Below are 20,940 nucleotides of genomic sequence, written 5' to 3'. Positions count from 1 at the left end.
GCTCCTTTCAGTTGAACGTCACGACGACTTTGTCGGCCGCGCCGGGGGTGGACGCCATCCGCAGCGCCTCGTCGACCTCGGCGAACGGGATTGTGTGGCTGACGATCACCGCGTACTTCTCCCAGTTCGCGATGATGTCCCGGGTGACTTCGAAGATCTCGTCCGGGTAGCCGATCGATCCGACAATGGTGATCTCGTTGCTCATGACGTTGAGGAAGTCGACGGGCACGGGTTCCTTGTGTACCGCGACGACGCACACTCGCGCGCCCGTCTTGGCGGCGCTCAGTGCCGCGGTGATCACCGGCGGCGCACCCGCGGCGTCGTAGTAGATGTCCGTCCCCGCCTTGCCCGGAAACATCGACTCACCGGCGCCGTGCAGTTCGACGAGTCGTGTGGCGACGTCCTCCTCGGCAGAGTTGATGACGGCGTCGGCGCCCACGGCGAGGGCCTTTTCCAGTCGCGCGGGAATCAGGTCGGCGACCACCACGTGGCCGACACCGGCAGACTTGAATCCGATGGTGGCGCCCAATCCGATTGGCCCCGCGCCGAAGATGACGACCTTGTCCGTCGCCTTCGGTTCGCATCGGTTGACGCCGTGGCGGGCGACCGCCATGGGTTCGTTGAGCGCGGCCACCTCGAACGGGATGTGGTCAGGAACGATTTCCAAACTCTTACCGCGGACGGCGTCCTCGATCAGCAGGTACTCAGCGAGCGCACCGGATTCACCACCGTTGCCGATGATTCCGCTGGGCGCGACCATCGGGTTGACGACGACGTGGTCGCCAATCGTGAAACCAGCTACCGCACTGCCGATCTCGATGATTTCGCCCGCCGGCTCGTGGCCCAGCGGCATGTGTTCCTTGCCGAGACCGCCCATCGAGATGTACAGGCTGTCGGATCCGCAGATTCCGCAGGCCCGCATCCTGATCAACAGGTCGTTCGGTCCGACCGTCGGCTTCGGAACATCGACCACCTGTGTTTCACCCGGTCCGGTGATCACCGTGGCCTTCATCGCCGTGCCTTCAGGTTGACGCCGGCGATCAGCGCGGCGATGTCGGTCGTGACCACTTCGGAGAAGGGGCGGTCGCCGAAACTTCCTGAGGCCCAATGGCGTACGCCCTCGCTGACGTGCATGCCGGCGAGGTGCGACAGGTGCTGCACGTCGACGTGGGGTGCGAGCTTGCCGTCGGCTTGAGCTTTCAGGAAGAGTTCGCCGAACATGTCGGCGTCGGTGTCGCTGCGCTCGTCGCCGGACAGGATCCGGTGCTCGTGCCGGTACCCCTCGAGGATGGTCTCGACGATCAGCTCGCGCGGGTTGCGGGCCATGGACCGCTCGAGGCTGCGCAACGCCTCGGTGATCACGGTCTCGATCTCGTAGTCGGTTTCGAGCATCGCGTGGACCTTCTTCTGCGCCGCCCGTGTCGAGAGCAGGCCGACTTCGAACAAGACGTCCTCTTTGGCGGGGAAATAGAAGTAGAACAGTGCGCGAGAGACACCCGCGGCCCGGCAGATGTCGGCGACAGTGGTCTGGGCGTAGCCGTTCGTGCGCCACAGCGCCATGGCCGCCTGCACCAGGCTGCGCTTGGTTTCGTGCGACCGCGCACGCTGAAAAGATGCTCGCCGCTGACCACTGTCAGCACCACTGACCACGGCAGACTTGGGCACAGCCGCACTGTAACAGCTATATTGGGGCTTGCATATAGTTGACGTTTGTCTAACTATCTAAGGGTGACGGGTTCCCTCGATGGCAGACGAATTTTGGTGACCGGTGGCGCGACGGGTATCGGCGCTGCCGCGGTTAAAGTGCTCAGCGGTGCGGGTGCGCAGGTAATCGCGACGTACCACTCGACGCCCCCGCTTGACGTCGACGGCGTCTCCTGGCTGCAGTGCGACGTGCGCGACGCCGTCGCCGTGGACACCATGGTCGCCGCGGCCGCTGAGCAAATGGGCGGTCTCGATGTCCTGCTGCACGCCGCGGGTATGTGGCAGGCGGGCATCCCCGGCCAGATCACCGGCGACGACATCGACTTCCTGATGGACACCAACATCAAGGCGACCATCTTCACCAACCAGGCCGCATATGCGGTCATGCGCCGTAGCGGTGGCGGCCGCATCATCAACTTCGGGTCGGGGGAGGCGGTGATGGGCAGCCCGATCTCGGCGGTCTATGCCGCGACCAAGGGTGCGGTGTCGGCCTGGACCCGCTCGATCGCCAAGGCGTGGGCGGCCGAGAAGATCTCGGCGATCGCACTGGCGCCGGCCGTGCAGACACCGGGGGCTGACCGGTTGCGCGAATTCCTGGGACCCGCGGCAGCGAAGTTCATCGACGAGGAGATCAAGAAGACCATTCCGCTCGGCGGCGCGCTCGGCGACCCGGTCGAAGATCTCGGACCGGCATTGGTGTTCTTCTGCAGTGCGGGTTCGCATTTCATGACCGGACAACTCGTCGCTGTTGACGGCGGCCTCGTCATGCTGGGTGCCTAGGCATGCCGTCTCATCTGCATCACGTGGTCATGCGCAGCCATTCGGCGCAGACCTTCGTGGCGTTCCTGACCGATGTCGTGGGCATGGAGGTTCAATTCCAGATGCGCGTGCCGGGGGAGATTCTGGAGAAGACGCTCGGGTGGCCCCCGTCGGACGGTGCGGACGTGACGATGCTGGGCTCCGGCGATGCCGGCCTCATCGAAGTGCTCGACGTACCGCCGAGCCTGCGTGACATCGCACCGGAAGGACTTGCCGCGCTGTCGTTTCTCACCGACGAGTACGACGCCACGCGCGAGCGGGCCACATCGTTCACCGATGACGTCACCCCGCTGGACACCGGTATGCCGGGCGTCGATTTGTTCGTCTGCACGATGGGCGGCGTACCCGTCGAGTTCATGGGTGCGTATACGCCCGACTCCTGAGCACCTCGAGCACCACGTCGACGGCGGGTGTGGTGGCCGAATCGCGCTTCACCGCGGCGCCCATGTCGCGACGTGCCTCCCGATCGGTGATCGGGATCTGTACGCATCCGCGCGGTGCGACCGACTCGCGTGGTGCGATCGCTATGCCGAGGCCGGAGGCCACCAGACCGCGCATGGTGTGAAGGTCGTCGCCCTCGAATGCGATCGCGGGTAACACGTTCGCGGCGGTGAACAACTCGTCGAGGTAACCGCGCAGACCGAACTCGGGCTTGAGCGTGATGATCGGTTCGGTACCCAAATCCCGGATACGCAAGGACTTCTCGTGTGCCCACCGGTGCTCCTTCGACGTCAGTATGCACAGCGGTTGCTCGAACAGGTGAATGGTGTCCAGTCCGTCAGGCGGCGGCTTGAGCCGGGAGACCATGGCAATGTCGGTCTCACCTTCGGCGAGCATGTCGAGACACATGCGGCGAGCCCCCTGACTGAGCACGAAGTTGATGCCGGGGTGCGCCCCACGCGTCGTCTTGATCAACTCCGGCACAAATCGCTCACCGAGCGACGTCTGGAACGCGATCCGCACGGTCGCACGCGCCAACTCGTCGCGTGAGCGCAGGCGCTCCAGCCCGTCGGATACCGATTCGAGAGCGCGTTCGGCGTAGGGAATGAATGCGCGAGCGCTGTCCGTCAGCCGGACACCGCGGCCCGCCGGCTCGACCAATCGGACATCCAGCCGCTCCTCAAGACGACGGATGATGCGGCTGACGGTCGGTTGCGGCATGCCCAGCATCGCCGCGGCCGTCGTGACGTGCTCCACCTCGCCGAGCGCCACCAAAACCCGTAGGTACGGCAGGACGTCGGCCACAGCGTCCTCATTCATAACTCAAATGTATGCGGCAGATGAAAAATATGCATTAGACATATGAGTCAGCGGTTCTTACATTCGACGGTGTGGTAGCCATAGCCGCGCACGCAGCGTCTACGTCAGAGCGGCAGTTGTCCGCGGCGCTGTGGTGTGCGGGGTTGGCGGCGTTTTCCCTGATGTATGCCCCGCAGGGACTGCTGACGCAGATCGCCGACGAAACCGCGGTCGATGCCTCGCGGGTGTCCCTTCTGGTGTCGGCCACCACGTTCGGCCTGGCTCTGTCGGTGTTGCCGTGGGCCTGGCTGTCCGACCGGATCGGCCGTAGGACCGCGATGCGCCTGGCCGCCGCGGGTGCCGCGCTCACCGCGGTGACCGTCCCCTGGTTGACGTCCTTCGATGCGCTGCTGGCAGGACGGCTGGTGCAGGGCATCGCGCTGGGGGGAATCCCGGCGCTTGCCGTCGCCCTGCTGCACGAGACATCGCAGCCCTCCAGAGCGGCGGGCATGGCGGGAAGCTATGTCGCGGCAACGTCTTTGGGCGGATTGAGCGGTCGCATCGTCGTGACCCCGGTGGCCGAGCATCTCGGCTGGCGGCTGTCGCTCACTGTTCTGGGCGCAGTGGTCGTGATCCTGATGGCGGCGCTGATCGCGTTGCTGCCTGCAGGGGACTCGCGATCCGGGCCGCGCCCCGCACGAGGGACGGTGCTCGCGCATCTCCGCGATCCACGCATGCTCGCGCTCTTCGGGATCGGCGGGACCCTCGTCGGGGGAATGATCGCGGTGTTCAACTACCTGCCGTTCCGGCTGGAAGCGCCGCCGTACTCACTGAACCCCACGGTGGTGTCACTGATCTTCCTCGCATATCTGGGCGGCACGGTCGGTTCTCAGGTGGCCGGACGGCTCACCGGCCGGGTCGGATCCTCGGTGGTGCTCGCCCTCGCCGGCGTCCTGCTCGCCGCCGGTGCCGCGGTCACGTTGGCGAAGCCGTTGGCCGCCATCATCGTCGGCGTCGTGGTCTTGACGACGGGGCTGTTCATCGGCCACGCCGTCGCCACACATCTGGTCGGCGCGCAGGCATCCAGCGGGCGGGCTCAGGCAAGCGCGCTCTACACCATCAGTTACTACACCGGGTCGAGCGTTTTCGGTTGGGTGGGCGGGCTGGCGTGGCTGGCGGCCGAATGGACCGGCGTCGTCGCGCTGGTCATCTCACTGGGGCTCGCCGCCGCGCTGATGACGGTTCGCGCCGCGGTGTCACGACCCGAGTGACTCGATGTGCGCCGCCAGGAATTCCTGTGTCCGGCGGCGTGATTCGCTGCGGCTCCTAGCATCGTCGCCGAGCGGAACCACCCGGACGGCGAGATCGGTGACACCGGCGTCGCGGTAGCTGCGCAGCCGCGCGAGAACGGTTGATTCGTCGCCCGCGGCCATGGTGTCCCCGACGTCCTCGGCGTCGCCGTGCTCGAGCAGCCGAACGTAATTGGGGGAGAAGTCGGCGTGGCCGAGCACCTCGCTCGCGTACTCGCGGGCGCTGTCGGTCTCACTGTTGGAGCAGAGCGCGACGGGCACCCCTGCCACGATACGGGTTCCGGTTCGCCCGGCCGCGTTCGCCGCCTCCGTGATGCGCGGAACCACGTAATCGCCGATGGCCCGTTCGTCGGCCATCCACAGGATGGTGCCGCCGGTGCGTTCGCCTGCGATGCGCAGCATCGTGGGTCCGAGCGCGGCCACGAGCACACGCATCTCCAAGTCCTCGGTGACGTCCACCGGGCTCTGCACACGGAAGCTGTTGTTGTCCACCGCAATCGGGCCCGGTCCTGCGAACGCCGCGTCCAGTACGTCGAGGTAGTCGCGCACCAGCAGGGCCGGCTTGTCGTAGGGCAATCCGAGTTGGTCGGTGATGATCCAGTGGTGCGACGGGCCTAGGCCCAGCGTGAAGCGGCCCGAGCACGCCACCTGGGTGGTCAGGGCCTGTTGCGCCATGATGAGCGGATGGCGAGTCTGGATGGGCACCACCGCCGTCCCGATTTCGATGCGGTTGGTGACCTGCCCGAGTAGCGCGACCGCCGTCATCGCGTCGAGATAGCCGGGCACCTGGGGAATCCAGAACGACGCGAAGCCGTCGCGCTCGGCGGCCCTACCGTCGTCAAGAAGCCCGGTGAGCCGGTCGGCACGTGCGCGCTCCTTGTCCGAGCCGATCATCAGGCCGATCCGCATCAAAACCTCCTACGGCACATAGCGATCCCATTCGTGCGGTACGACGGGGTAGAACGGCGCGGCCAGCAGCGGTTCGACAGAGCCCCCACCCCAGCGCGCGGTCAATTCCGGAGCCAGCCGTTCCGCGGTGGAGAGCGGGTCGTCATCGAGAAAGCAGTACGTGATCGTCTGCCCCGCTGGCGCACTCGCCAACCGGGCATCGACATCCAACGACGCCGCCGACCAGATGCCGGCGACCCCGTCGACGGCGAGCAAGGAGTCCGTCGGCGCATCGCCACGTTCCAGCAGCAGGTACACGCCCTTCACCGGCCACCACGGCAGCACGTCAGCACCCACCTTGACCCGTGGTGCGGCCGACTTGCGCTGCACGTCATAGAGACCGCGTTCGACGGGCGGCAGCAACGGCAGCTTCCTTTTGCCGCCGATGAGTGCTTTCGCCAACGCCAGGAAGCCGGCCATGCCGCCGGGATCGCTGAAAAAGTACGTCATGACATGGTCGATCGCGTCGTACGGTTCGGTCCCCGCGGCGCGGGCGGTACGGCACGCGGGCGTCGACACCAGCCGCAGGGAGGCGCGCACCGCGGACAGCCGGTGCTGTTCGAGCCGGTGGTCGAGCGTGTGCCAGCGCAGATACTCCGCGTCAGCGCCGTCGGGATGCTTCGTCGCCATCGAGACGAACAACGTGGTGATGTCGCCACGACCGGTGGCAAGGACATCGTCGATCTCATCGGACGGTGTGCCGGGCAGCTGCATCGGAAGTCCTCAGGGGTTGGTCGAATTGTGTTCGGGCAAGGCGATTTCGGGATGACGGGCGGCGACCATACGCCGGAATCCGTCCCGCCAAGGCACTTTGGTCGGACCGAGGATCTCGTGCATGTAGGTGACGTCGGGCCATAACGGTGTGTGCGCGTCCGCGGAGTAGGTGAAGACCGGTTCGACACCGACGAGCTCACCTAGATAGGTGCAGTAGTCCTCGGCGCTGACGGTTTCGCTACCGGCCCAGTTCACGATGACCGGCGGCGTCGTGGCGACCTCCATCGCCCGGATGCCGAGCTCGACGTAGTCGTCCTCGTAGATCGGGTTGTAGTTGTTGGGTTTGTCGGGGTGCAGCCGAATCGGTTTGCCCGCCAGCATCATGTCGAGCCGGTCGGCGGGCGCGCCGCCTTCGGGACCGTACGTCGAGCAGATGCGAATGATCGTCAGCGGTATGCCGTACTGCTTCGCCACCCAGGTGCACACGGCCTCGGCGGCGATCTTGGAGAAGCTGTAGTTCGGGCGCAGCGGCACTCCGGGCGGATCTGATTCGCGCAGTGGCCGTTGCCCCTGATAGCCGTACACCGATCCGGTGGAGCAGAAGACGAAACCCTTTGCGGCGCGGCAGTGGTGGAGCAGGTCGCCGGAGTGCTGCGCGTTCGTGTCGACGCACTGTTCCCAGTCGCCGGAGCCGGCGTCGACGGCCGCGTGGAACACATAGGTGAAATCGGTGGGGAGTGGGGAGAAGTCGCCGACGCTCATATCGAGCGCGACCGGGATGATGCCCGCGGCCGTCAGCTTCTCGTGATCCGCCGGGTCCCGCAGCCGGGCTGCACCCCAGACCTCGTTGCGCTGTGCCAGCGCCCGCGCGATCGGGAACGCGATTTTCCCCGTGGCGCCGGTGATCAGGATCTTCTCCGCGTCGAGCATCCCTTCAGTCATAGCGCACCAAGCCTCAAATGTTAAGTACTTGATACTGTGGACCCGTGCAGCTCACCTTCGATGCCGACGTCGAGGCGTTCCGCGCGGAGTTCATCGACTTCCTGGACGCGCACCTGCCGCCTGAGGCTGAGGCCGAGACCGAACGGTCCCGGTCGACGTCGCACGTGCCGGAGTGGTCGCGCCGGTGGCAGCGTCTCCAGTTCGACCACGGCTGGCTGCTGCCAGGCAATCCACCCGAGTTCGGCGGCCGCAATGCCGGCATCCTCGAACAGTTCGTTCACCGCGAGGAACTCGCGCGTCGCCGCATCTATCACGCGTTCAACCCGCAGGGCGTCGGCATCATCGCCGCGTCGCTGTTGTCCTTCGGCACCGAGGACCAGAAGCGCGAGTGGGCGGTGCCCATCCTGCGCGCTGAGATGACGGCATCGCTGGGTATGAGCGAACCGGGTGCGGGCTCGGATCTGGCGGGGTTGCGCACCCGCGCCGACATGGTGGACGACCACTTCGTGGTGAATGGGCAGAAGGTGTGGACCAGCGGTGCCCACGACGCGGACGTCATCCTGACCTTTGTGCGCACCGATCAGGACGCGCCGAAGCACAAGGGCATCAGTGCCCTGATCATCCCGACCGATTCGCCCGGGGTGGAGCGCCGCCCGTTCGCGTCGGTGTACGGCCGCGAAGATGTCGACTTCAACGAGGTGTTCTTCGCCGACGTGCGGGTACCGGCGGAGAACCTTGTCGGGCCTCTTGGCGGCGGTTGGAAGGTCGCCAACGGATCATTGGGCCATGAGCGGACCATGATGTGGATGGCGTTCGCCAACCGGCTCGAACAACTGCTGGAGGATTACCGGCCCGTCGGAGAGGTCAATCGAGATCGGTTCGCGACCATCGCGATGGACTACCAGGCGCTGCGTCTGCTGGGTTCGGCGGCGCTGGGACAGGCCGCGCGCGGTGAGCGCGACATCCCCGGTGTGTCGGTGCTGAAACTGCTCGGCTCCGAGGCCGAGCAGGCCGCGCTGCGGCACGCGCTGGACGGTGCAGGTGTCGACGGATTACTCAGTCCGACAGTGACCGGGCGTCACAACCCTTACAGTCCAGAGCTTTTCACCGCCAGCTGGTTCACGCGGTACATCAGTAGCTATGCCGGCACCATTTCGGGTGGCACCTCGGAGATTCAGCGCAACATCATCGCGCAGCGCGTGCTCGGCCTGCCCGCCCGCTAAGGCCTCGGCGCGGCGAGTTCCGCCAGCGCGGATCCGAACAGCTCATCCATCTTCGGGCTCAGGTCGGCAAGCGTTGCCGCGCTGGCATGGCTGGCCGAGCCGAAGGCGCGCTCGAGTGCGTCGGTGGCCATGTCGGCGCCGACGGAAAGGCAAAGGCACGCAATGCCGTCCGCGCGCAGCTCCTCAAGCGCTTTGCGGGCGTCGGCCTCGGCGTAGCGGCCTTCGTAGCCGGCGTCGTACGGATACCCGTCGGAGAGGACGACCAGGAGTCGATTGGGGGTACCGGCCTGCATCTTGAGAATCTCGCCGGCCCCGCGGATGCCCGCGCCCAGTCGCGTATAGCCCGACGGCTCAACCTGATTCAGCCGGGCCCGGGCGAGGGCGCCGAAGCGTTGACCGAAGGTCTTGATCGCAGGCAACTGGACAGCATGACGTCCGTGAGACCGGAATGCGTAGACGGCCACGCGGTCGCCGAGCTCCTCGAGTGTGGCGGCCATGGTCGCGGCGGCCCGCCGCTGGTGCTCGTGGACGGCCAGTCCGTCGGCATCGGTGTCGGTGGCGGACCCGGATGCGTCGAGCAGGATGAGTACGCCTAGGTTGCGCTCGAGTTGGCGGCGGTCCGAGTAGACGTGTTCGGCTGGTGAGTGACCGGAGCGCAGATCGACGAACAGGTCGATCAGCGCTTCGAGATCGAGTTCGTCGCCATCGGGACGACGACGCAGCGTTTTGGGGCCGAGGCCGATACGAGACAGGCGCCGCCGCAGCACCTCATCGTGCACGACGCCGCCGGCCGAAACATCCACCGCATCCGTCAGATCGAAGTCGACGACGCGACACCAGTCGGGCTTGTACCGCTGCCCGTGGACGTCCCATTCCGGATACAGCGCACCCGCTACGCCCACCGTGGCACCCGGCGAGTCGTCGTCTGTGAACTGAATCCGCGTCGGAAGGGGCCGCACGTTGGATCCGACGGCGCGCGCCCGTCGACTCGCGCGAACCTGAAGGTGCCCGCCGGCATTCTCGTTGTCCGACGATCGAGAGGACCCGAGCATCTTGCGAAAGTAATCGGCCAGCGACTGCGCCGCCGAGACAGGGGCTTCGAACAGCTTGAGGATCTTGCTTTGTTCGGACGGCCGGCCGTCGTCATCATCGTCGTCGTCCGTCTCATCGGGTGTCTCGAGCTGATAGATCTGCGTCCGCAGGTCTCGGTCGGTGGGGGCTGCGCCGTCTTGGACCGCGGCCGTCGCGCGCAGACGGGAGGGTCTGATGACACCGAACCACTCCGGCGGATCGGCGATTTCAGCTCGGCCCCTGGCTTTTACAAGCGACTCATCGGCGGTTTTCGTGGTCGGTCCACACTCAGGCTGCAGCGCCGCAGCGAGTGGAACTCGATCGACGAGTTCGCCGAGCACCCGACGGCCTTCCAGAGCCAGGTACCGCCGCGCTACCCGCGGGCGCGCCCGAAGCGACGTTGTCATCTGCGGATCGAGACTTCCGCCGCCGAGTAGGGCGCTCTGCAGCATTACCTCGCGGCGCTGTTCGTCCGCAGGGCGACCTGACGATACGAAGATGACCTCGCCATTGGTGTATGACGGCTCGCCGGGGTGCGCTTCTGCGACGTCCACCGGACGGTGGGCGACGAATGTCGCCAGCAGCCGGAACCGCTCGGGACCCGTGGTCACGGCCGAGGCAAGACTGCGTCGACGAGCTCGCCGAGCGCTTGTTCGACGTGGGCGTCATCGGAGAGAACCTCGACGATTGCCGCCTGCACGGCTCGGCGCAGGCTCAGTCCTTCTGCCGCCAGCTCACCGGCGAGAATCAGCATGCGGGTTGACGACACCTCGCGCAGCCCGGAACCGTCAAGGCCGCGAATCGCATTGCCCAGCGTGACGAGGGTGCGGGCCGTCGCCGGGTCGATACCCGCCTCGTGCGCAACGACTTCCGTCTCGATGTCAGCAGGCGGGAAGTCGAGCTCGAGGGCGATGAATCGCTGTCGTGTCGACTCCTTGAGGTTCTTCAGCACGCTCTGATATCCGGGGTTGTAGGAAATCACCAGCTGAAACCCTTGCGCAGCAGGCAAAGTGATGCCCAGCCGGTCGACCGGAAGCTCCCGGCGGTGATCGGCCAGCGGATGAATGACGACCGTGGTGTCCTGGCGGGCCTCGACGACTTCGTCGAGATAAAAGATGGCGCCTTCACGTACAGCGCGGGTCAACGGCCCATCCACCCATACGGTTTCAGATCCCTTGAGCAGAAAGCGACCCACCAGATCCGCTGATGTCATGTCCTCGTGGCCGGCCACGGTGATCAAATCGCGGCCCAAATTGTGGGCCATCGCCTCCACGAAGCGGGTCTTGCCGCATCCGGTGGGACCTTTCAGCAGCACCGGCAGACCGCGTCGGGCAGCCGCGCGGAAAACTTCCGCCTCATCACTGACTGCCCGGTAGTACGGTGGCTCCGAACGATTTTCGGCAACTGCCGATATGTTGTTCGCCACCAAGTCAGCGGCCCTCGATCGGCACCGCGGGTGGGATCACCACACCTTCCGGAAGCACGAGTTCACCGTCGTGGTTGATGAAACCCGAGCGGTGGGTCGGCAGGGGCAGGTCAGGATTCGGACACGGTCGGTCGGTTCCCTCACCGCAGATGCCAGGGTTGAAATAGGAGCGCTTCTGCACGTCCTCGGGCCATGGATCAGCTTGCGTCCCGAGCCAGGTGGCGGGCACGTTGTAGAAGAGAAAGAAGCATGCGCTGACACCGCCGAAGATCGCCAGGAAGCGGATGAACTGCTGCTTGACGAATCCGCCTCGGATGCCGTCGAGTCCGCGTTCGACGAGGGTGCGGCCTTTGTCGTCGGTGAAGAACCGCAGGCACACCAATGCGGTTTGGACACCACCCCACATGAAGCCTTCATAGATCGGATATTGGTAGTAGGTGCCTGCGTTGATCGACAGCGACTGGATGGCGCCGGGGTAGGAGTAGAAGCCGATCGGCAGGAGGATGAGACCCTCCATGATGAAGTCGAAGACGATGGCGACCGCATACGTGACCAAGACCAGCCGCAGATTGCTGATGCCGGGCCAGCGGTGCTTGATCCTGCGCATGAGCGCGCATCCGACGATGGTGAGCAGCAGGACGCCGTAGGCGTAGCCGGGGATGTTGGTCAGCAACGGTTCGGGCACGGTATGGCCCGGCTCCTCGTGTGCCACCCAGCCGGGGAAGTACGGTGCCCAGGAACCCTGGTTGAACAGCCACGCGTTGTACGTGCACCAGGTGCTGTAGTAGTTGAGCATGGGATCCTGGAACATCATCAGGCCCATCGACACCAGCAGCATGCCATCGAGCGTGATGCGTCGTTCCCGCACCCAGGGCCGAATTATGAAGAACCACAGCGCGACTGGAAGGCCGATCCACAGCACGACCGCGTTCGCGATCAACGGGATCTGCATGTACATCGGCGGTTCGGTCGGGCCGCTCGCCACCGTCTCGAAGTACGGTCCGCTGACCCACCGGATGAAGAGATACAGCGTCAGTGTCAGGAACACGGCGCCTACGGTCGCCCAGATCTTGATCGAGGCCGACGATCGCGGGGTCTCTGTGCCGAGGACCGCCGCGCGACTAATCGGCTCGGTGACGGTTGGCTTCTTTGGCGTCGACATCCCGAAAAGATACCAATGAGTATCTGAGTATCCAATAGGTTTCTCAGATTCTGTGGCAGACTTTTGGCATGGTCGAGCAGTGGACCCGGGAACGACGCGTCGAACACACCCGCGCGTTGCTGCTCGACGCCGCTGAGGAAGTGTTCGCCGAAAAGGGCTTCACGCCAGCCAGTCTCGACGACATCGCCCGCGCGGCTGGCTACACCAAAGGCGCCATCTACAAGCACTTCGCGACGAAGGAAGACCTTTTCCTGGCAGTCAGCGACCGCTACTGGCGTCGGTATTTCGACAACTTCGCCGAGGTGATGGCCTCTGCGAAACGGGTCGGGGCTCGGGAATTCGACGAGATCGCAAAGCGGTGGCGCAAGCTGAGCCGAGACCGTGGCGCCGAGCACGCCGCCCTTGGCCACGAGTTCACGCTGTACCTTCTGCGCAACCCCGAGGCGCGGAAACGGGTGGCTGCAAAAAGATCAGAAGTCGTCGAGGCGCTGGCGAAGTTCATCGTCGACGGCATGGACCGGCTGGGCGGCACCCTGCTGATCCCGCCGTTGACCTTCGCTCAAGTGCTTGTCGCCACCAGTGACGCCGTCGTGCTCGGCAGTGAACTCGATGACGTCGACCTCTATCGGCCGGTCATCGAGATGTACACGTCGGCGATCAAGCTGCCGTGACGTGCTGCGAAGCTGAAGTTTGCGTTCCCGCCCGTCTGGTCAGGTAGTCGATCTGCAAGTGGATCGAGTACAGCACCAGCGGCGGCAGGACGATGAACGGAATGTTCTCGCCGATGAACTTGAACCACAGCCCATATGAACCCTGGCCGATGTCGTTGAACCCGGCGCCCACCTCGGCGAGGAAATACACCGCGGTGCTGCTCATCAGCACGGCGATGCCGGCGAATGTCACCCACAGGCACCGGATGCGCGACTCGGCGGACAGGCTCGGCCGGATGAGCCGCGTCCACATGATGACGACGACGATGCCGGTGGTGACGCCGACGACCTCCAGCGCGAACATCCACGGGTTGCCGCTGACGTAGCGGGTATCGGCCAACCCGTACTGCCACCACAACCATTTCCAGCCGGGATCGGTGGTCGGCGTCCACATTCCCAGCGGATGGCCGATCAGGAACATCAGCTCGTACCCGATCTGGCTGAACGCCGTGTACGGCAGGTAGAACAACGTGAGTTCGGCGGCCTTGTCGAGCCGAGTTCGCCTCTCGCCGGGAGCATCCCAGAGGATGACGAACGGCAGCAGGATCACCGGGATGCCGAAGAGCAGGTTCGCGATGACGTCGACGGTGAAGGACGGGGGGATGGCTCCGACGCTCACGCCGATCGTCATCAGGAGGAATACCGCCGCGGTGAATATCGCGACGGCGAGGTAGATGCGCGCTCGGTGCGGTGCCCACGGTTGGGCGAAGTTTGGCTCAGCCACGGCGATCTCGGCCATGGTCGTCCACAGTATCAACTACTTGCGATTACCGAAAGGAAAAGATAGCGTCAGCCTCGCAGGCCCGTACTAAATGCTCCTCGCGTGCGTGGCGCGTCAGCTCAGCCCGCGTGCCGCACACTGCGATCGCGAGTCGACAGGAACAGGTGATGGCGCGATTTCCGAAACCCCCCGAAGGCAGTTGGACGGAGCACTATCCGCAGTTGGGAACCGGTCCCGTGTCCTACGAGGACTCGGTGGATCCGGAGTTCTACGAAGTCGAGCGCAAGGCCGTGTTCAAGCGCGCCTGGCTGAACGTCGGTCGCGTCGAACAAATCCCACGCAAAGGGAGCTACTTCACCAAGGAACTCAAGGTCGCCAATACTTCGATCATCGTGGTGCGTACCACGAAGGGGGAGGTCAAGGCGTACCACAACATCTGCAGGCACCGCGGCAACAAGTTGGTGTGGAACGACATGCCGTTGGAGGAGACCAGCGGTGTGTGCCGTCAGTTCACGTGCAAGTACCACGCCTGGCGCTACGACCTGGACGGCAACCTCACCTTCGTTCAGCAGGAGGGCGAGTTCTTCGACCTCGACAAGAGCCGATACGGCTTGGTGTCGGTGCACTGCGACGTGTGGGAAGGCTTCATCTTCGTCAACTTCGCCGAGACGCCAGAGCAGTCGCTGCGCGATTTCCTCGGACCTATGATCACCGACCTCGAGGGCTATCCGTTCGACAAGATGACGTCGCGGTTCTACTACCGCTCCGAGGTGAAGGCCAACTGGAAGCTCTACATGGACGCGTTCCAGGAGTTCTATCACGCGCCTGTGTTGCATGCGAACCAGTCGCCGACGGCGTACTCCAAGGCGGCGGCGGAAGCGGGATTCGAGGCACCCCACTACCGCATCGAGGGCCCGCACCGATTGGTGAGTACCTCGGGAATCCGGGCGTGGGAGATGGCCGACGAGATGCGCAAGCCGATCGAAGACATCTGTCAGAGCGGGCTTTTCGGGCCGTGGGACAAACCGGATCTGGGTGAGATGCCCGCGGGTCTGAACCCGGCGAAGTGCGATCCCTGGGGCCTGGACTCGTTCCAGCTGTTCCCCAACTTCGTCATCCTGTTCTGGGGCCAGGGGTGGTACCTGACCTATCACTATTGGCCGACTTCGCATAACACCCACGTGTTCGAAGGCACGGTGTATTTCCCGCAGCCGCGAACTCCCCGCGAGCGCATCGCCCAGGAGCTCGCCGCCGTGTCCTTCAAGGAGTACGGCCTGCAGGACGCCAACACGTTGGAGGCTACGCAGACGATGGTCGAATCGCGCGTGCTCGACAACTTCGTCCTCTGCGACCAGGAGGTGCTCATCCGCCATCTCCACACCGAGACCGCCGCTTGGGTCGAGGATTACCGGCGCAAGACAGCGGGGGTGTGAGGTGACAACTGCAACGTCCAAACTGCCGCCCGAGTTCGCCGATCTCGAGGAGTTCTCGGACTGGTGCCTGGGCACCGAGGCCGAACGCTACGCCAAACGGTTGGCCAGCTCGATGCAGGAGATACAGGCCTTCTACGACGCGATCACCCCGCGCGCCGAGGAGGCGATCGTCTTCTGCGACAAGTTCCCACTGGACGACATGCCGGACGACGTGCTCAACCTGATGCACCTGCTGTACTCGATGATCCAGGCGTCGTTTCCGGTCGAGTGCTGGAAGCAGCCCAAGGTGCCCGACTCGGGGGCCACCACGCTGGACTGCGTGTCAGAACCGGTGCCGTGACTCCCCGAGTCACGGTCCTGCGTGCGGCGCGCTGGGCCGATGTCGAGGCGGGAGAGGTGCGCTCACCGGCGGTGATCGTTGTGGAGGACGACCGCATCATCGCTGTCAATCCCGTTGAGCTGCAGCAGAATTCGGACGAAGACATCGATCTGGGCGATGTCACCCTGCTGCCGGGTTTGATGGACATGGAGCTCAACCTGCTCATCGGCGGGCCCGGGGGTCCCGAAGGTCTGCCGAGCCCCATGCACGGGGTGCAGGACGATCCCGCGTACCGCACCCTGCGCGGGGCGGTCAACGCGCGCACCACACTCGAGGCCGGTTTCACGACGGTGCGCAACCTGGGGTTGATGGTCAAGACGGGCGGTTATCTGCTCGACGTCGCGCTGCAGCGTGCGATCGAGCAGGGCTGGCACGTCGGTCCCCGAATCTATCCGGCCGGACATGCGGTGACGCCGTACGGCGGGCACCTCGACCCGACGGTGTTCCAGCGCCTTGCCCCGGGCATCATGCCGCTCTCGGTTGCGGAGGGCATCGCCAACGGCGTCGACGAGGTGCGGGCGTGCGTGCGCTATCAGGTCCGGCACGGGGCGAAGTTGATCAAGGTCTCGGCTTCCGGTGGGGTGATGTCGCACAGCACCGCACCGGGCGCACAGCAGTACTCCGACGAGGAGTTCGCCGCCATCGCCGACGAGGCGCATCGCGCGGGGGTGCGGGTCGCCGCACATGCGGTGGGGGACAGTGCGATCCGGGCCTGTATCCGCGCGGGCATCGACTGCATCGAGCACGGCTTCCTCGCCACCGACGACACGATCAAGCTGATGGCCGACACCGGCACGTTCCTGGTGTCGACCACCTACCTGACCGAAGCCATGGCTGTCGATCGCATCGCGCCGGAGCTCCGCAAGAAGGCCGAGGTCGTTTTCCCGCAGGCGCAGGCCATGCTGCCGAAGGCGATCGAGGCCGGCGTCCGTATCGCCTGCGGTACGGACGCGCCCGCAATTCCACACGGGCAGAACGCAAAAGAGCTGTGTGCGCTCGTGTCTCGGGGGATGACGCCGATGCAGGCTTTGCGCGCGGCGACCATCACCAGCGCGGAACTCATCGAGGCAGACGGCGAGTTGGGACGGCTTGCGGCGGGCTACCTCGCCGATATCGTCGCCGTACCGGACGACCCGTCGCGCGATATCGCCGTCACGATGGACGTCGGTTTCGTCATGAAAAACGGCGTCGTCTACAAGCGCCACTGAGAGGAGTGGGCGTGGAACAAACCGACAACATCCTGTGGCTGCTGAAGCAGGCCTGGTACTTCTCCTTGACGACGGTCAACGATGCGGTGAGCGACCACGGTGTGAGCACCGCGCAGATCGGTGTATTGCGTCAGTTGTCGAATGAACCGGGGCTGTCCGGCGCCGATCTGGCCCGCCGCATGCTGATCAGCCCGCAAGGCGTGCAGCTCGCGCTGACCGCCCTGGAACGTCGCGGCCTCATTGTGCGCAAGAAGGACCCGCAACACGGCCGCATCTTGCAGGCGTTCCTCACCGACCAGGGCCGCGACGTGGCCGAGGCGGTCGTCAACGACGCAATCGCCGCGCACGACAAGGTGTTCGGGGTGCTGAGCAAGGCGGAACAACAGACGCTTCGTGACCTGCTGGCCCGCGTCGTCGAACAGGGCACCGGTCACGAGCTGTTCGACGACCACATCGATCCGTAGGGGAGTCTTCAGTACTTGAGATTAATGACAAGTACTTGATATATTGAGGGAGATGGGCGACAACAACGGAGCCGACGGATTCGCGCCGTTACGCGTCAAGCGGGTCGTGCGCGAGACATCCGATGCCGTCTCCCTGGTGCTGGATGTGCCCGACCACTGCTCGGCGCGCTTCCAGTACCAGGCTGGCCAGTTCCTGACGCTGCGGGTCACAGTCGACGGCCAGGATCTGCGGCGCTGCTATTCGATGTCGTCGGCGCCGGTGGAAGACGAGCTGCGGATCACCGTCAAACGCGATCCCGGTGGCGTCGTTTCCAACTGGCTCAACGATGCCGCGTCGGAAGGCGTCGAGATCCACGCGACACCGCCGGAGGGACGCTTCTGCCTGCGCGACAACGCCGACGAGATCGTTGCGTTCGCGGGCGGAAGCGGCATCACTCCGATCATGTCGCTCGTCCGAACGGCGCTGGGCGGCTCATCGCGTCGCATCCGGCTGTTCTATGCCAACCGCAGCCGCGGTTCCGTGATCTTCGACGAGGCCCTTGACCGGCTCGCCGAGAAGCACGCCGATCGTCTGCTGGTGGCACATCACATCGACGACGACAGCGGTGTGGTGACTCCCGAAGCGGTGCGATCCTTCATCGAGGTCGCAGGTGCGGCCGACTATTACATCTGCGGCCCGGGTCCGTTCATGGACACCGTGGAGACGGCCGTCTTGGAGTCCGGTGTCCCGTCGCAGCGATTGCATCTCGAGCGCTTCTCGGTCGATCCCGTACCCCCGGGCGTCGTGGACATCGCCGAGAGTTCGACCGAGACCGTCCTCATCGAGCTGGACGGTAAGAGGACCACCGCCGACTATCGGGCCGGCAACACTCTGCTGCAGACCGCGCGGATGTCGGGTCTGCGGGCGCCGTCGTCCTGCGAGACCGGTTCGTGCGGAACGTGTATGGCGCGCATCGTCACCGGCAGCGCACGGATGCTGAACAACGATGCACTCGACGACGACGAAGTGGCCGAGGGCTGGGTGCTGACGTGTCAGTCCCTGCCCACCAGCCACACGGTCCACGTGGTCTACGAATGAGGAGCGTGCGATGACACGGACCGCGGTGGTGACCGGCGGTGCCTCGGGCATGGGCGAAGCGACCTGCCACGAGCTCGGCAGGCGCGGGCACAAGGTGGCTGTCCTCGACCTCAACGGTGAAGCGGCGCAACGGGTCGCCGAGGAACTGCGGGCCGAAGGGGTGACGGCGCTCGGCGTGGCCGCCGACGTCAGCGACCGCGGGGCCGTCGAGGAAGCGTTCGCGAAGGTGCGGACGGAACTGGGTCCGGTGCACGTCCTGGTCACCAGCGCTGGCGCCGTGGACTTCGCACCGTTCACCGACATCAGCGTGCAGGCCTGGCAGCGACTCATCGACGTGAACCTCACCGGGACCTTCCACTGCTGTCAGGTCGTGGTCCCCGACATGCTGTATGCCGGGTGGGGCCGCATTGTGATGATCTCGTCGTCCAGCGCCCAGCGCGGATCGCCGGGCATGGCGCATTACGCCGCGTCCAAGGGTGCGCTGCTGTCCCTGACCAGATCGCTTGCGCGGGAATACGGTCCAGCCGGCATCACGGTCAACAACATTCCACCGTCGGCGATCGAGACGCCGATGCAGCACGCGGGACAGGCGGCCGGACATCTGCCCTCGAACGAGCAGATGGCGGCGAGTGTTCCGCTCGGCCACCTGGGCACCGGTGATGACATCGCCGCCGCGGTCGGCTTCCTGTGCTCCGAGGAGGCCGGTTTCATCACCGGCCAGACGCTGGGTGTCAACGGTGGATCGGTGATGTGATGATCACGAGTTCTGCACCACGACAGGGAGGTTCGCATGGGTAAGTGGCCGAAGCCAGCCGAGGGCAGCTGGACGGAACATTACCCAGGGTTGGGCACCGGGCCGATCTCGTTCCGGGACTCGATCTCACCGGAGTTCTACGAACTCGAACGCGAGGCGGTCTTCAAGCGCGCCTGGCTCAACGTGGCTCGGGTCGAGGAACTGCCGCGCGTCGGGAGTTACCTCACCAAGGAGATCGACGCCGCCAGGACGTCGGTGATCGTCGTCAGGGGTAAGGACCAGCAGATCCGTGCGTTCTACAACGTCTGCCGCCACCGCGGAAACAAGTTGGTGTGGAACGACTATCCCAATGAGGAGGTCAAGGGCACCTGCCGACAGTTCACCTGCAAGTACCACGGCTGGCGATACGACCTCAAGGGCGATCTGACGTTCGTCCAGCAGCCTGGTGAGTTCTTCGATCTGGACAACGCGCAGTACGGGTTGAAGTCCGTGCATTGCGACGTGTGGAACGGGTTCATCTTCATCAACTTCGACCCCGAACCGCGATGGACGCTGCGCGAGTTCCTCGGACCCATGATCACCGCACTGGACGACTATCCGTTCGAGATGATGACAGAGCGTTACGAATTCGAGGCACGCAACAACAGCAACTGGAAGATCTTCGCCGATGCGTTCCAGGAGTACTACCACGTGCCGTCGCTGCACAGCCAGCAGGTACCCACCGAGGTGCGTCAGCCCGACGCGACGTTCGAGTGCGGGCATTTCCAGATCGACGGTCCGCATCGACTGGTGTCCACCGCGGGCACCCGACGCTGGCTGCTGGCGCCGGAGTTCATGTATCCGGTCGAAAGGGTTACGCGCAGCGGGCTTGTGGGTCCGTGGCGTACCCCGGAGACACACCAGTCCGCGGGCCTGAATCCGGGCGGGATCGAGCCGTGGGGCATCACCAATTTCCAGATCTTCCCGAACCTGGAAATCCTGATATACCACGGCTGGTATCTGCTGTACCGCTACTGGCCGACGTCGCACAACACCCACAAGTTCGAGGCGTACAACGCTTTTCACCCCGCGCGTACCGTCCGAGAGCGCATCGAACACGAGGTCGCCTCGGTGGTGCTCAAGGAATTCGCGCTGCAGGATGCGGGCATGCTGGGAGGAACCCAGGCGGCGCTCGAATACGACGTCGTCGACGAGTTTCCGCTGAGCGATCAGGAGATCCTCGTCCGCCACCTGCACAAGGTCGCGGTCGACTGGGTCGAGGAGTACCAGGCTGAACGCAGCCCGGTGGGGGTGTGAACATGACCCGGCTACCCAGCGCGTTCGCGGAGTTAGAGGCGTTTGCCGAGAAGTGGTGTCTGGCAACTGAACCGGAACGCTGGGCCGCCCGGCTGTCCACTCCGATGCCGCAGATACGGGAGTTCTACGATGCCTTCACGCCCCGCTTCGAAGAGGCGATCGACTACTGCGACAAGTTTCCGCTCGACGATGTGCCCGACGATGCACTGAATCTGCTGCATCTCGTCTATTCGATGATCATGGTGTCGATGGCCGTGGAGGTCTTTGGTACCCAGAAACCCGCCGACTCCGCCGATGCCGTGATGAACCGCGTCAAGGCGCCGGTGCCATGAGGACAGG

The 20,940-nt window shown here is 64.9% G+C and carries 23 protein-coding genes; 13 read left to right on the top strand and 10 right to left on the bottom strand.

Translation table 11 applies throughout. The features are described from left to right. Nucleotides 1-7: 7 nt before the first annotated feature. Entirely contained in the window at nt 8-1,012 is a 1,005-nt protein-coding gene (locus ACIA48_RS28235) for a zinc-binding dehydrogenase (RefSeq protein ID WP_396739282.1), read from the bottom strand. After that, entirely contained in the window at nt 1,009-1,665 is a 657-nt protein-coding gene (locus ACIA48_RS28230; RefSeq protein ID WP_396739280.1) for a TetR/AcrR family transcriptional regulator, read from the bottom strand. The genes ACIA48_RS28235 and ACIA48_RS28230 overlap by 4 nt, the downstream gene beginning before the upstream one ends. A gap of 63 nt (nt 1,666-1,728) precedes the next feature. Between ACIA48_RS28230 and ACIA48_RS28225 the strand changes: the two genes are divergently transcribed. Both ACIA48_RS28225 and ACIA48_RS28220 read left to right on the top strand, forming a co-directional pair. Then, nucleotides 1,729-2,484: an SDR family NAD(P)-dependent oxidoreductase gene (locus ACIA48_RS28225; protein WP_396739278.1), complete on the top strand. Its 756-nt coding sequence runs from the start codon at nt 1,729-1,731 to the stop codon at nt 2,482-2,484. 2 nt (nt 2,485-2,486) lie between these two features. After that, the gene (locus ACIA48_RS28220) at nt 2,487-2,906 is read left to right on the top strand and encodes a VOC family protein (RefSeq protein ID WP_396739277.1); all 420 of its coding nucleotides are present in this window, start codon (nt 2,487-2,489) and stop codon (nt 2,904-2,906) included. Here the strand turns inward: ACIA48_RS28220 and ACIA48_RS28215 are convergent. Continuing rightward, a complete protein-coding gene (locus ACIA48_RS28215; protein ID WP_396739275.1) occupies nt 2,878-3,783 on the bottom strand; it encodes a LysR family transcriptional regulator in 906 nt (301 codons plus the stop codon). The two genes, ACIA48_RS28220 and ACIA48_RS28215, sit on opposite strands and share 29 nt — an antisense overlap. 71 nt (nt 3,784-3,854) lie before the next feature. Between ACIA48_RS28215 and ACIA48_RS28210 the strand changes: the two genes are divergently transcribed. Beyond that, the gene (locus ACIA48_RS28210) at nt 3,855-5,033 is read left to right on the top strand and encodes an MFS transporter (protein ID WP_396739273.1); all 1,179 of its coding nucleotides are present in this window, start codon (nt 3,855-3,857) and stop codon (nt 5,031-5,033) included. On the opposite strand, the gene ACIA48_RS28205 is transcribed toward ACIA48_RS28210, so the two are convergent. Genes ACIA48_RS28205 through ACIA48_RS28195 form a run of 3 tightly spaced genes read right to left on the bottom strand, consistent with a single transcriptional unit; the run spans nt 5,019 to nt 7,664 of the window. Then, on the bottom strand, nt 5,019-5,981 hold the full coding sequence (locus tag ACIA48_RS28205) for an LLM class F420-dependent oxidoreductase (RefSeq protein WP_396739272.1): 963 nt from the start codon (nt 5,979-5,981) through the stop codon (nt 5,019-5,021). The two genes, ACIA48_RS28210 and ACIA48_RS28205, sit on opposite strands and share 15 nt — an antisense overlap. Nucleotides 5,982-5,990: 9 nt before the next feature. Further along, the gene (locus ACIA48_RS28200; RefSeq protein WP_396739270.1) at nt 5,991-6,734 is read right to left on the bottom strand and encodes a hypothetical protein; all 744 of its coding nucleotides are present in this window, start codon (nt 6,732-6,734) and stop codon (nt 5,991-5,993) included. Between the two features lie 9 nt (nt 6,735-6,743). Next, nucleotides 6,744-7,664, bottom strand: coding sequence for an NAD-dependent epimerase/dehydratase family protein (locus ACIA48_RS28195; protein ID WP_396739522.1), 921 nt, complete (start codon nt 7,662-7,664; stop codon nt 6,744-6,746). Nucleotides 7,665-7,720: 56 nt separating this feature from the next. On the opposite strand from ACIA48_RS28195, the gene ACIA48_RS28190 reads away from it, so the two are divergent. After that, nucleotides 7,721-8,899: an acyl-CoA dehydrogenase family protein gene (locus ACIA48_RS28190; protein WP_396739268.1), complete on the top strand. Its 1,179-nt coding sequence runs from the start codon at nt 7,721-7,723 to the stop codon at nt 8,897-8,899. On the opposite strand, the gene ACIA48_RS28185 is transcribed toward ACIA48_RS28190, so the two are convergent. Genes ACIA48_RS28185 through ACIA48_RS28175 form a run of 3 tightly spaced genes read right to left on the bottom strand, consistent with a single transcriptional unit; the run spans nt 8,896 to nt 12,558 of the window. Beyond that, nucleotides 8,896-10,581: a nitric oxide reductase activation protein NorD gene (locus ACIA48_RS28185; protein WP_396739266.1), complete on the bottom strand. Its 1,686-nt coding sequence runs from the start codon at nt 10,579-10,581 to the stop codon at nt 8,896-8,898. The genes ACIA48_RS28190 and ACIA48_RS28185 overlap by 4 nt on opposite strands. Next, a complete protein-coding gene (locus ACIA48_RS28180) occupies nt 10,578-11,396 on the bottom strand; it encodes a CbbQ/NirQ/NorQ/GpvN family protein (RefSeq protein WP_396739264.1) in 819 nt (272 codons plus the stop codon). Before ACIA48_RS28180 ends, ACIA48_RS28185 begins: the two co-directional genes overlap by 4 nt. A 4-nt stretch (nt 11,397-11,400) precedes the next feature. Beyond that, nucleotides 11,401-12,558 (bottom strand): spirocyclase AveC family protein, encoded by a 1,158-nt coding sequence (locus ACIA48_RS28175; RefSeq protein WP_396739262.1) that lies wholly within the window; start codon nt 12,556-12,558, stop codon nt 11,401-11,403. A gap of 68 nt (nt 12,559-12,626) precedes the next feature. Between ACIA48_RS28175 and ACIA48_RS28170 the strand changes: the two genes are divergently transcribed. Further along, the gene (locus ACIA48_RS28170) at nt 12,627-13,229 is read left to right on the top strand and encodes a TetR/AcrR family transcriptional regulator (RefSeq protein WP_396739260.1); all 603 of its coding nucleotides are present in this window, start codon (nt 12,627-12,629) and stop codon (nt 13,227-13,229) included. Here the strand turns inward: ACIA48_RS28170 and ACIA48_RS28165 are convergent. Beyond that, nucleotides 13,216-14,007 carry an emopamil-binding protein gene (locus ACIA48_RS28165; RefSeq protein WP_396739258.1) on the bottom strand — a complete coding sequence of 264 codons (792 nt, stop codon included), beginning with the start codon at nt 14,005-14,007 and terminating at the stop codon, nt 13,216-13,218. The genes ACIA48_RS28170 and ACIA48_RS28165 overlap by 14 nt on opposite strands. A 149-nt stretch (nt 14,008-14,156) precedes the next feature. Between ACIA48_RS28165 and ACIA48_RS28160 the strand changes: the two genes are divergently transcribed. From ACIA48_RS28160 to ACIA48_RS28125, 8 genes are read left to right on the top strand one after another with little or no spacing between them, the layout of a single operon-like run. Further along, nucleotides 14,157-15,422 carry an aromatic ring-hydroxylating dioxygenase subunit alpha gene (locus tag ACIA48_RS28160; RefSeq protein ID WP_396739256.1) on the top strand — a complete coding sequence of 422 codons (1,266 nt, stop codon included), beginning with the start codon at nt 14,157-14,159 and terminating at the stop codon, nt 15,420-15,422. 1 nt (nt 15,423) lies between these two features. Continuing rightward, on the top strand, nt 15,424-15,762 hold the full coding sequence (locus ACIA48_RS28155) for a hypothetical protein (RefSeq protein ID WP_396739254.1): 339 nt from the start codon (nt 15,424-15,426) through the stop codon (nt 15,760-15,762). Continuing rightward, a complete protein-coding gene (locus ACIA48_RS28150) occupies nt 15,759-17,009 on the top strand; it encodes an amidohydrolase family protein (protein ID WP_396739252.1) in 1,251 nt (416 codons plus the stop codon). Before ACIA48_RS28155 ends, ACIA48_RS28150 begins: the two co-directional genes overlap by 4 nt. Nucleotides 17,010-17,020: 11 nt before the next feature. Beyond that, nucleotides 17,021-17,473, top strand: a complete 453-nt coding sequence (locus ACIA48_RS28145) for a MarR family winged helix-turn-helix transcriptional regulator (RefSeq protein WP_396739250.1) — start codon at nt 17,021-17,023, stop codon at nt 17,471-17,473. A 52-nt stretch (nt 17,474-17,525) separates the two neighbouring features. After that, nucleotides 17,526-18,551, top strand: a complete 1,026-nt coding sequence (locus ACIA48_RS28140; protein WP_396739248.1) for a 2Fe-2S iron-sulfur cluster-binding protein — start codon at nt 17,526-17,528, stop codon at nt 18,549-18,551. Between the two features lie 10 nt (nt 18,552-18,561). After that, nucleotides 18,562-19,305 carry an SDR family NAD(P)-dependent oxidoreductase gene (locus ACIA48_RS28135; RefSeq protein ID WP_396739246.1) on the top strand — a complete coding sequence of 248 codons (744 nt, stop codon included), beginning with the start codon at nt 18,562-18,564 and terminating at the stop codon, nt 19,303-19,305. Nucleotides 19,306-19,341: 36 nt separating this feature from the next. Further along, a complete protein-coding gene (locus tag ACIA48_RS28130; protein WP_396739244.1) occupies nt 19,342-20,601 on the top strand; it encodes an aromatic ring-hydroxylating dioxygenase subunit alpha in 1,260 nt (419 codons plus the stop codon). Nucleotides 20,602-20,603: 2 nt separating this feature from the next. Then, nucleotides 20,604-20,933, top strand: coding sequence for a hypothetical protein (locus ACIA48_RS28125; protein WP_396739242.1), 330 nt, complete (start codon nt 20,604-20,606; stop codon nt 20,931-20,933). Nucleotides 20,934-20,940 lie beyond the last annotated feature (7 nt).

Source organism: Mycobacterium sp. NPDC051804 (assembly GCF_044452905.1).
Lineage (GTDB): Bacteria > Actinomycetota > Actinomycetes > Mycobacteriales > Mycobacteriaceae > Mycobacterium.
Note: the sequence above shows the minus strand (reverse complement) of the source record. Positions and strands in the feature narration are given on the sequence as shown.

Excerpts from the sequence above, each read along its gene's own strand:
- ACIA48_RS28235 (WP_396739282.1), bottom strand. The coding sequence starts at position 1,012 with ATGAAGGCCACGGTGATCACCGGACCGGGTGAAACACAGGTGGTCGAT.
- ACIA48_RS28220 (WP_396739277.1), top strand. The coding sequence starts at position 2,487 with ATGCCGTCTCATCTGCATCACGTGGTCATGCGCAGCCATTCGGCGCAG.
- ACIA48_RS28215 (WP_396739275.1), bottom strand. The coding sequence starts at position 3,783 with ATGAATGAGGACGCTGTGGCCGACGTCCTGCCGTACCTACGGGTTTTG.
- ACIA48_RS28205 (WP_396739272.1), bottom strand. The coding sequence starts at position 5,981 with ATGCGGATCGGCCTGATGATCGGCTCGGACAAGGAGCGCGCACGTGCC.
- ACIA48_RS28200 (WP_396739270.1), bottom strand. The coding sequence starts at position 6,734 with ATGCAGCTGCCCGGCACACCGTCCGATGAGATCGACGATGTCCTTGCC.
- ACIA48_RS28195 (WP_396739522.1), bottom strand. The coding sequence starts at position 7,664 with ATGCTCGACGCGGAGAAGATCCTGATCACCGGCGCCACGGGGAAAATC.
- ACIA48_RS28175 (WP_396739262.1), bottom strand. The coding sequence starts at position 12,558 with ATGTCGACGCCAAAGAAGCCAACCGTCACCGAGCCGATTAGTCGCGCG.
- ACIA48_RS28170 (WP_396739260.1), top strand. The coding sequence starts at position 12,627 with ATGGTCGAGCAGTGGACCCGGGAACGACGCGTCGAACACACCCGCGCG.
- ACIA48_RS28165 (WP_396739258.1), bottom strand. The coding sequence starts at position 14,007 with ATGGCCGAGATCGCCGTGGCTGAGCCAAACTTCGCCCAACCGTGGGCA.
- ACIA48_RS28160 (WP_396739256.1), top strand. The coding sequence starts at position 14,157 with ATGGCGCGATTTCCGAAACCCCCCGAAGGCAGTTGGACGGAGCACTAT.
- ACIA48_RS28140 (WP_396739248.1), top strand. The coding sequence starts at position 17,526 with ATGGGCGACAACAACGGAGCCGACGGATTCGCGCCGTTACGCGTCAAG.
- ACIA48_RS28135 (WP_396739246.1), top strand. The coding sequence starts at position 18,562 with ATGACACGGACCGCGGTGGTGACCGGCGGTGCCTCGGGCATGGGCGAA.
- ACIA48_RS28130 (WP_396739244.1), top strand. The coding sequence starts at position 19,342 with ATGGGTAAGTGGCCGAAGCCAGCCGAGGGCAGCTGGACGGAACATTAC.
- ACIA48_RS28125 (WP_396739242.1), top strand. The coding sequence starts at position 20,604 with ATGACCCGGCTACCCAGCGCGTTCGCGGAGTTAGAGGCGTTTGCCGAG.